Origin of the sequence: Pseudolysinimonas sp. (genome assembly GCF_044239695.1) — a bacterium.
In the GTDB taxonomy this organism is placed as follows: Bacteria; Actinomycetota; Actinomycetes; order Actinomycetales; family Microbacteriaceae; genus Pseudolysinimonas_A.
This window is the reverse complement of record NZ_JBIIAW010000105.1, coordinates 1-9278: the sequence shown is the minus strand read 5'-3', so window position 1 is coordinate 9278 and position 9278 is coordinate 1. Positions and strand designations below refer to the sequence as shown.

The 9278-nt window shown below is 71.2% G+C and carries 8 protein-coding genes and 1 pseudogene; 3 read left to right on the top strand and 6 right to left on the bottom strand.

Going from position 1 to position 9278, the window contains the following annotated elements; all coding sequences use genetic code 11:
* The 4 genes from ACILQS_RS13545 to ACILQS_RS13530 form a co-directional block, all read right to left on the bottom strand.
* A partial coding sequence (locus tag ACILQS_RS13545) for an AMP-binding protein (RefSeq protein ID WP_395640659.1) occupies positions 1–578 on the bottom strand: 578 nt, incomplete at its 3' end.
* Positions 575–1723, bottom strand: a complete 1149-nt coding sequence (locus tag ACILQS_RS13540) for a cytochrome P450 (RefSeq protein WP_395640658.1) — start codon at positions 1721–1723, stop codon at positions 575–577. The genes ACILQS_RS13545 and ACILQS_RS13540, both read right to left, overlap by 4 nt.
* Positions 1720–2454, bottom strand: coding sequence for a glycosyltransferase family 2 protein (locus ACILQS_RS13535; RefSeq protein ID WP_395640657.1), 735 nt, complete (start codon positions 2452–2454; stop codon positions 1720–1722). Before ACILQS_RS13535 ends, ACILQS_RS13540 begins: the two co-directional genes overlap by 4 nt.
* Positions 2455–2594: 140 nt before the next feature.
* Entirely contained in the window at positions 2595–3599 is a 1005-nt protein-coding gene (locus ACILQS_RS13530; RefSeq protein ID WP_395640656.1) for a 3-oxoacyl-ACP synthase III family protein, read from the bottom strand.
* Positions 3600–3633: 34 nt separating this feature from the next.
* Between ACILQS_RS13530 and ACILQS_RS13525 the strand changes: the two genes are divergently transcribed.
* Positions 3634–5565, top strand: a complete 1932-nt coding sequence (locus ACILQS_RS13525) for a DUF2207 domain-containing protein (RefSeq protein WP_395640655.1) — start codon at positions 3634–3636, stop codon at positions 5563–5565.
* 6 nt (positions 5566–5571) lie between these two features.
* On the opposite strand, the gene ACILQS_RS13520 is transcribed toward ACILQS_RS13525, so the two are convergent.
* Positions 5572–7362, bottom strand: coding sequence for an ABC-F family ATP-binding cassette domain-containing protein (locus ACILQS_RS13520; protein ID WP_395640654.1), 1791 nt, complete (start codon positions 7360–7362; stop codon positions 5572–5574).
* A gap of 110 nt (positions 7363–7472) precedes the next feature.
* On the opposite strand from ACILQS_RS13520, the gene ACILQS_RS13515 reads away from it, so the two are divergent.
* On the top strand, positions 7473–8069 hold the full coding sequence (locus tag ACILQS_RS13515; RefSeq protein WP_395640660.1) for a DedA family protein: 597 nt from the start codon (positions 7473–7475) through the stop codon (positions 8067–8069).
* Positions 8070–8078: 9 nt separating this feature from the next.
* Positions 8079–8612: an MOSC domain-containing protein gene (locus ACILQS_RS13510; RefSeq protein ID WP_395640653.1), complete on the top strand. Its 534-nt coding sequence runs from the start codon at positions 8079–8081 to the stop codon at positions 8610–8612.
* A gap of 107 nt (positions 8613–8719) precedes the next feature.
* On the opposite strand, the pseudogene ACILQS_RS13505 reads toward ACILQS_RS13510, so the two are convergent.
* Positions 8720–9278, bottom strand: a pseudogene (locus tag ACILQS_RS13505) (4-(cytidine 5'-diphospho)-2-C-methyl-D-erythritol kinase); the annotation flags it as partial.

Sequence of the window (9278 nt, the reverse complement as noted above, 5' to 3'; positions counted from 1 at the left end):
GTGCCGCGCTGGGTTTTATCTAAACCAACGTCCGCGTCGCCGGGGGCCGGGTTTCGATACACCGGGCTGCGCCCGGCACTCAACCCGCAGAGGGGGTGCGCGGATCGAGGAACACCCGGCAACCAGCGGCCGGCATAGAGGTGGCGGGCGGCGGGGACGAGGCGGGCGTAGTCGGGCAGGTCGAGACCGCGGCGGCGGGCGAGCGGACGCAGCAGCGGCGTCGAGGCGAGGTAGAGGAGCGACTCCGCAGCGACCCAGGTGGGGGCGGCGAGGGCGGCCCGGGCGCGGAACAGCGCCTCGCCGGCGCCGGGGTCGGCGAACACGACGGTGCCGCCGGCGTGCACGATGCCGAGCGCGAGGATGACGGCATCCGGCCCTGGGCGGAGGGAGAAGAGCACGCGGTCACCGCGGCGCATCCCGAGGTCGCGCAGACCGGCGGCGGTGGAGCGGATCTTCGAGCCGAGTTCTGCGTAGGTGATGGTTTCGACACGCGTGCCGCTGCGCGGCGCGCTACTCAACCCGCTTCGGGTGCCTCCCTCATCGCAGGCGGCGAGGACGGCCTCGACGAGGTCGCTCACGCGCGCTCCAACTCGAGCCGCGCGTACGACGGGATGAGCACGCCGCGGGACGGGCGACGGGAGGCGACCCGGAGGGTCGGGGTCTCCAGGAGGGCACCGAGGGTGAGACGGATCTGCGCCATCGCGAGCGGGGCGCCGAGGCAGTAATGGGCCCCGGCGCCGAACCACAGCTGCTTCAGCTGAGCTGCCGGGTTGGTGGCGGGGTCGAAGTCGCCGAGCGCGCGGTTGGCCCAGTACGTGCCGAGCAGGATGCGCTCCCCCGGCTTCACCGCGACGCCGCCGAGGTCGCGGGGCGCGACGACCGAGCGCAGCATCATCGGCGACGGGGTGGTGACCCGCAGCCCTTCGGCGACCGCCGCATCCACGAGGTCGGGTTCGGCGGCGAGCCGCGGCAGCCAACCCGAGTCGATGAGGATCGCGGCGAGTCGCGGCACGTACGACACGATCGTCTCGGTGCCGGTGAGCACGAACGCGGCGACGGCACCGAGGGCTTCGCGTTCGTCGAGGCCGAGGGCGCGCATCCGTCCCGGCACCGTCGACTCGTCGCCCGCGTAGGCGCGCCGCGCGTGCTCCCCCAGCTCGGCGAGGATGCCGCGGGCGACCCTGAGCTGCGACGGGGTGAGCCGCGGGCGGGCGAGCGTGACGAATCCGGTGACCCGCGCCACCCGGGCGAAGAGCTCGTCGTCGATCACGTCGGAGTCGAGCCCGACGAGACGTGCGATGACGGCGGAGGCCGAGCGGCGGGAATGGGCGACGAGGTCGACCCGGTCGCCTCGGGCGAGGGCGGCCGCCAACTCTCGGGTGGAGCGCCCGAGCGACGCGCTCACCAGGGCATCCACGAACCCCGGCGCGAACAGCGGACCCAGCTTCCGGCGCAGCGTCCCGTGCTCGACACCCTCCATGTTGAGCAGCACCGACGGCCCGAGCACCGGCGTCCACAGGTCGCTCGGCGCCCCCGGCCCGTTCTTGGTGAACCCGTCGGTGTCCATCAGGGTCGCCCGCAGCAGCGCGGCGTCCTTGACGAGCACCCCGAGACCGGGGATCCGCCGCACGGGTGCGCGCACCGCCGACAGCAGCGGGAAGGCGATCGGATGCGCCGCCCGCAGCACGCGCTGCTCCCACTTCCTCGCGGTGGCGGTGCTCACCTGATGTCCACGTGCTCGGGACGGTAGGCGTGGTCCTTGTACCAGAGGAGGGTGTTCTTCAGCCCCCACGCCCGCACCCGGCGCGACGACCCGAAGACGACGACATCCGATCGGCGGGCGTAGGCGCGGGTGAGTCGCCGCACCGCGTTGACGAGGGCCCGGTCTTCGTGGAGGTCCTCGATCTTCGTGCGCGGGAAGCCCCCCGCCGCGACGTAGAGGTCGGCGGTGATCCCGACGTTGCAGCCCGCGGCCATCAGGTACGGCCCGAGATAGGCCGGGTCGCGATTGCCCGAGCGGATGCGCCCGAAGCCCTCGGCGAGATGCACCGCCCCGCGCAGCACCGCCCGGGTCACCAGCGACGTGCCCTCGTCGCGGCGGGCGATCAGCTCACCGCCGACCAACCGCAGGCCGCGCTCGGTGAGGGCCCGGCGGATCGACGCCGTCCAGTCGGCGCGCGGCAGGCAGTCGGCGTCGGTGCGCGCGAGCAGGGTCGCGCCGGCGGCGATCGCGGCGCGCATCCCCGTGTCGGCGGCGGCGCCCGTTCCCTTCTGCGGCTCCACGATCACCCGCCAGCGGGTCAGCCCGTGCTGCGCGATGAAGCGGTGGATGACGTCGGCCGACCCGTCGGTGGAGGCGTTGTCGACGAACACCGCGTCGAAGTCCGCGTCGCGCTGCGCGCGGAGCGCCTCGAGCGTCGGGAGGATACCGGCCGCCTCGTTGAACACCGGCACGACGACCGCGAGCCGTTCCCCGCGGGTTGAGTGCCCGCCGGAGGCGGGTGTATCGAAACCAACGTCCGGGTTACTCGGGGGCGGTTTCGATACACCGGCCGCTCTGCGGCCGGCACTCAACCCGCGGGAGGGGTCGGCGGTCACAGCCGCACGACCATGAGGCCGAGGGAGATGCCGCCGGCGAGACCGATCAGCAGCACGAGGGAGCCGGGGCCGACCATGCCGCGCTCGCGGGCGAGCCGCAGTTGCAGCGGGAGAGTGGCGGAGGCGATGTTGCCGTGCTCCGCGACGGTGACGAGCGACCGGTCCGAGCGCACGCCGAGGCGCTCGAAGATCGGCGCGAGGTAGGGCAGAGCCACCTGATGGATGGCGACGAGGTCGAAGTCATCCATCGTGTACCCGGTCTCGCGCAGCATCCGTTCGACCGGCTCGGGACCGATCTCGAGGAACGCCTTCTGCAACCCCGCGCCGTCCATGTGGAAGTAGTTGGCGTCGGGGTCGTGGGTGCGCATCGTGCCGCCGCCGGGCAGGGTGCCGACGTTCCAGTGTCGCGACTCGGCGAAGAACCGCGACGCGCGGATGCCGCCGTCGGGGTCGTCGGAGGCTTCGAGCACGACGGCGGCGCCGGCATCCCCCATCACGTAGCCGGGGAACGACGGGATGAACTGCCGGCTGTCGCCGAGGCGCCAGCGCACCGAGACCGACGTCTTCTCGCCGCTTGCGACGAGCACGCGGCGGTACTGGCCGGTGCGGATGAGGGCGTCGGCGACCTGCATCCCGTTAATCACCGAATTGCAGGCGTTCTTGACGTCCATCACCGGAGCGTTCAGCCCGAGCTTCGCGGCGACGATGTGGGAGGTCGCCGGTTCGACCAGGTCCTGCGCGGCCGCGGTGAAGAGCACGAGGTCGATCTCGCCGGGGCTCTCCTCGAGCGCCTGCCGGGATGCCGCCACCGCCAGATCGGACGCCTGCCAGTCGTCGGGCGCGACGTGCACGCACTCGACCCCGGTCATGCGGGAGATCAGACCGGTCGCCAGACGCAAGCCGGGGTTCTCGGCTCTCAGGCGCCGCTCGGTCTCGGCGGTCGACCTCACCGCGTCAGGAAGGTGCACCCCGAGTCCGGCGATCCGGGTCGACACGGACATCGACGCGAGCCTAGCGGGCCGATAGGTTGACGACGTGCGCGCACCCCGACGTCTCCGTATCCTGCTGACCCTCCTGCTCGGAGCGGTGCTGGTGGGTGCCGGATCGGCGCCCGCGTTCGCCGACTCCGACCCCGATCCGGATGCGCCCGCCGTCGTCGCGCTCGACGCCGCAGGCTCCGGAGTCGACGACTTCGAGTTCTCGTCGTTCGACGCCCTCTACGAACTCTCCCGCGCCGAGAACGGTCGCTCGCAGTTGCGCACCGTCGAGACCTTCGTCGCCGTGTTCCCCGACTTCGACCAGAACCGCGGCATCCGTCGCGCCCTGGTCACCGACTACAAGGGCCACAGCACGAGCCTCGACATGGTGCGGGTCACCGACGAGAACGGTGTCGCCCGCTCCTACGAGGTGGCGACCGACGACGAGGGTTTCACGACCGTCACCATCGCGGTGCCGCAGGGGCAGTTCGTCTACGGCGAGCAGACCTACGTGATCGAGTACACGCAGTCCGACGTCACCGCCACCTCGACCGATCTCTCGGACGGCGTGACGCGCGACGAGTTCTTCTGGGACACGAACGGCACCGGCTGGTTCCAGCCGTTCGGCGAGGTCAGCGCGACCGTGCGGGTCGATTCCGAGATCCGGTCGGCGCTCACCGGTGAGGCGTACTGCTACTACGGCTACGAGGGCGCCACCGACGCGTGCACGATCGACAACGAGGGCGACGGCGAGTTCACGGCGTCGGTCACCGGTCTGTTCCCGCGGCAGAACATGACCGTCGTCGTCAGCTTCGACGAGGGCACCTTCGCCGGGGCGCCGTTCTGGACCTACGTGCCGATCCTCGCCCTGCTCGCGATCGCGCTCGTGATCTTCGCCCTGATCTTCGCGCTCATCACGCGCTTCGTGTTCTGGCGCGACGCCCCCGGTCGTGGCACGATCATCGCGCAGTACGAGGGCCCGAAAGACCTCGGGATGTTCGTCGCCAGCAACATCGTCGGCAAGCCGCGCAAGGGCATGGCGGCCGCGATCGTCGACCTCGCGGTGCAGAAGAACCTGCGCATCCTCGAGCACGACCAGGGCTGGAGCAAGGTCTTCGGCGTGCAGAAGCTCTCGAGCGCCGGACTCGCCCCCGACGAGCAGCGCGTCATGGGCGCCCTGTTCTCGGTCAACCCGTTCTCGGTGGGCGGCGTGCTGCCGGGACTTCGGAACATCCTCTCCATCGGCGGCTCGACCCCGACGCCGATCCCCGACCCCGCCGGCGAGGTGCGTTGGCTCACCAAGGGCGACACCGCGCTCGGGCAGCAGGTCGTCGCGCTCACCAAGGCCGTCGAGAAGGAGGTCGAGGCGGGGGGCCTGCGGCGCAAGCCGTCCTGGCGGCCGATGCTCGTCGTACTCGGCGCCTTCGTGCTCGCCGGCATCCTGCTCATCGGGCAGTCGGTCTTCGGCGGCGGGGGCGAGACGTGGGTGGGTATCTCGATCGCCGCGTTCGTCATCCTCCCCTGGGTCGCGATCTTCTCGATCGGGCTGCTGGCGAGCCGGCGCCCGCTCACCCGGAAGGGCGCGGAACTGCGCGAACACCTCGAGGGCCTGCGCGAGTTCATCCGGGTCGCCGAAGCCGACCGGCTGCAGATGCTGCAGAGCATCTCGGGGGCGGAGCGCGTCTCGACGGCCGACGGGGCCGCCATCATCAAGATCTACGAGAAGCTCCTTCCCTACGCCGTCATCTTCGGACTCGAGAAGGAGTGGGCGGACGAGATCGCCAAGCACTACGACACCTCCACCCCGCCCGACTGGTACGCCGGGTCGAACGGCTTCGCGATCGGCGCCTTCGCCGCCGGCATCGGGTCGCTGTCGTCGAGCGTGTCGACGTCGTACTCCGGCTCGTCGGGGTCGTCGTCGAGTGGCGGCGGCGGGGGCGGCGGCTCGTCAGGGGGCGGCGGGGGAGGCGGAGGGGGCGGGGGCGTCTGAGCCGCGTCAGCCTTCGAGCAGCGCGCTGACTTCGAGCCAACGCTCCTCGAGTGCGGCGGCGTCGGTCTCGAGCTTCGAGATCGCGGCCTGTCGCTCACCCATCGTGACGTAGTCGCTCGGATCGAGGGTGGCCAGCGCGTCGCGCCCGGTGCGGATGGCCTCGTGCGCCTTCTGCATGCGGCGGTCGAGCGAGCCGAGCTCCTTCTCGAGGGTGCGGCGCTCCCCGCCGGAGAGCGCGGAGGTCGGGGTTTCGGTACGCGTCGCGCTGCGCGCGGCGCTACTCGACCCGCGGGTGGCGTTCTTCCGCAGCTCCAGATACTGGTCGACGCCCTGCGGCAGGTGCCGGAATCCCCCGTCGATCACGGCGTACTGGTTGTCGGTGACGCGCTCGAGCAGATAGCGGTCGTGCGAGACGACGAGGAGGGTGCCCGGCCAGGTGTCGAGCAGGTCCTCCATCGCGGCGAGCATGTCGGTGTCGAGGTCGTTGGTCGGCTCGTCGAGGATGAGCACGTTCGGCTCGTCGAGCAGGATGAGCAGCAGCTGCAGGCGCCGCTTCTGTCCGCCGGAGAGATCCTTGACCGGCGTCGAGAGTTGCGCGGTCGTGAAGCCGAGCCGTTCCAGCAGCTGTCCGGGCGTCATCTCCACGCCGCCGGAGACGTACGACGCCTTCTGCCGCGCGACGACGTCGCTCACCCGGTCGTTCATGACCTCCTCGAGGCCGACGAGGCGTTGATCGAGGATCGCGATCTTCACGGTCTTGCCGCGCTTCACTCGACCGGTGGTCGGCTGCACGGTTCCGGCGACGAGCCCGAGCAGCGTCGACTTGCCGGCGCCGTTGACGCCGATGACGCCGGTGCGCTCGCCCGGCGCGATCAGCCAGGTGACGTCGGAGAAGATCGTCTTCTCGCCGTAGGTCACCCCGACATCGATGAGGTCGACGACATCTTTGCCGAGCCGCGTCGTCGCGAGTTGCTTGAGCGAGACGGCATCCCGCACCGGCGGTTCGTTCGCGATGAGCTCGTTCGCGGCGTCGATGCGGAACTTCGGCTTGCTCGTGCGCGCGGGAGCACCGCGGCGCAACCAGGCCAGCTCCTTGCGCATGAGGTTCTGCCGCTTCGACTCGCTCGCAGCCGACATCCGATCGCGTTCGACCCGCTGCAGCACGTAGGCCGCGTAGCCACCTTCGAAGGGCTCGAGGATGCGGTCGTGCACCTCCCAGGTGTCGGTGCAGACCTCGTCGAGGAACCAGCGATCGTGCGTGACGACCACGAGTCCGCCCTTGTTCGCCGACCACCGGGTCTTCAAGTGCTGGGCGAGCCAGGCGACGCCTTCGACATCCAGATGGTTGGTCGGCTCGTCGAGGAAGACGATGTCCCAGTCGCGGGTGAGCAGGGCGGCGAGCGCGACGCGACGCTGCTGGCCACCGGAGAGGTCGCCGATGCGCGCCTCCCAGGGCAGGTCGGAGAGCAGGCCGGCGATGACATCCCGGGCCTGGGCGTCGCCCGCCCACTCGTGCTCCTCGCGGTCGCCGACGACCGCTTCGCGCACGAGCTGCTCGGGCGGCAGGGAATCGCCCTGGTCGAGCATCCCGAGGGTGACGCCGCCGCGGCGCGTGACCTGACCGCGATCGGGTTCGAGACGCCCCGAGAGGATCTTCATGAGCGTCGACTTGCCGTCGCCGTTGCGACCGACGATGCCGATGCGATCGCCCTCGTCGATGCCGACGGTGACCGAGTCGAAGACGACACGCGTGGGGAACTCGTGCCCGACGCCCTCTGCGCCGAGCAAGTGGACCATTCGAGCAAGCGTACCGTCCGAGGATTCACGCAGGATCGCTCGCCTACCGTGGAACGGTGCTGCAGGAGACCGGAGACCTCGGCGGATTCGCCGGCTGGGCCGTCGACGTCATGGAAGCGATCGGCGCCCCGGGCGTCGGGCTCGTCATCGCCGCCGAGAATCTGTTCCCGCCCATCCCGAGTGAGATCGTGCTGCCGCTCGCCGGCTTCACCGCGAGTCGCGGGGACTTCACCCTCGCCGAGGCGCTGCTCTGGTCGACGGCGGGATCGCTCGTCGGGGCCTTCATCCTCTACGGCTCCGGGGCGCTCCTGGGCATCGACAGGCTGCGCGCGGTGGCCCGCCGCATGCCGCTCGTCGAGGTGAGCGATGTCGACAAGACGACCGCGTGGTTTCGTCGGCACGGGGCGAAGACGGTCTTCTTCGGGCGGCTGCTGCCCATCTTCCGCAGCCTGATCTCGATCCCCGCCGGAATCACGCGGCTGAACCTGCTGCTGTTCGCCGTGCTGACCTTCACGGGCAGCGCCCTGTGGAACACGCTCCTGGTACTCGCCGGCTACCTCCTCGGCGAGAACTGGGCTGCCGTCGAACCGTTCGCCGACGTGCTGCAGTACGTCGTACTCGGGGCCGTCGTCGTCGTGATCGTCGCCTTCGTGGTGATCCGGCTGCGCCGTCGGGGGCGTCCGGCGGAGTCGGAGCCCTCGGCGTAGCCTGGCCCGATGTCCACGCTGTTCGACGCGATCGACGTGGAGATCGTCGAGCTGCTCGCCTCGCCCGTGCACCGCTACGAGGGGCGCCCCTCCGACGGACCCCGCGCGGGCGGCGTCGAGGAACTGCGCACCCGACTGGAGTTCAGGGCCGGGATGGGCATCGTCGGCGACCGGTACTTCAACCAGCGCGCCCACCGTGCGTCGTCGGTGTCACTCCAGGCCGTCGAGTCGCTGGAGTTCGTGGCCGCCGAGCTCGGGGTACCCGTCCCGGGGCTGCGGCAGACGCGGCGCAACATCCTGCTGCGGGGGGTGGATGTCGACGCCCTCGCCCGCACCGAGTTCTCGCTCGACTCCGGCTCGGGTGCGGTCCGCTTCGGCGATGCCCGCCCGTGCAACCCCTGCGGGTGGATGAACGCCGCCGTCGGTGAGGGCGCGCACCGGGCCTTCCGGCGACGGGGCGGGCTGCGCACCGGTCCCCGCGACGACGGGATCCTGCGCCTCGGTCCGGCTGTGCTGCGCATCGGCCCCGCTACCGCGGGTTGAGTGCCGCGCAGAGCGCGGTGTATCGAAACCCGACGACGGGTTACTCGGAGGCGGTCTCGATACACCCGCGCGGGGCGCGGGCACTCAACCCGCGGGGCGGGGCGGGGTCAGTCGGGGAGGATGCGGGCACCGTGCACGGGGCCGGTGGCCCGCACGACGGTGAGTTGCGCCGCCGACAGGGCGATCTGCAGTTCGAGGGCGGTGTCGAGGTCGGCGGTGAGGAACGCCACGGTCGGTCCCGACCCCGAGACGATTCCGGCGAGGGCGCCGTTGCGCTCCCCCGTCTCGAGCACCTTCGCGAGCGACGGCTCGAGGTGCAGCGCCGGAGCCTGCAGATCGTTGTGCATCGCGTCGGCGAGCATCCGCGCGTCTCCGGCGCGGAGCGCCTGGAGCACGTCGGTGCCGACGGTCGGTGCGGGGCGCGGCGGGGCGACGTCGCCCGCGTGACGTGCCCGATGCTCGTCGAGTTCGCGATAGACGGCCGGCGTCGAGAGTCCGAACTCGGCGATCGCGAGCACCCACTGGAAGGTGCCCTGCGCGAGCGCGGGCGAGAGCTCGTCGCCGCGGCCCGTGCCGATCGCGGTGCCGCCGGTGAACGCGAACGGCACGTCGGCCCCGAGTTGGCGCGCCAGCCCGAGCAGTTCGTCGCGCGGCAGGTCGGTGCCC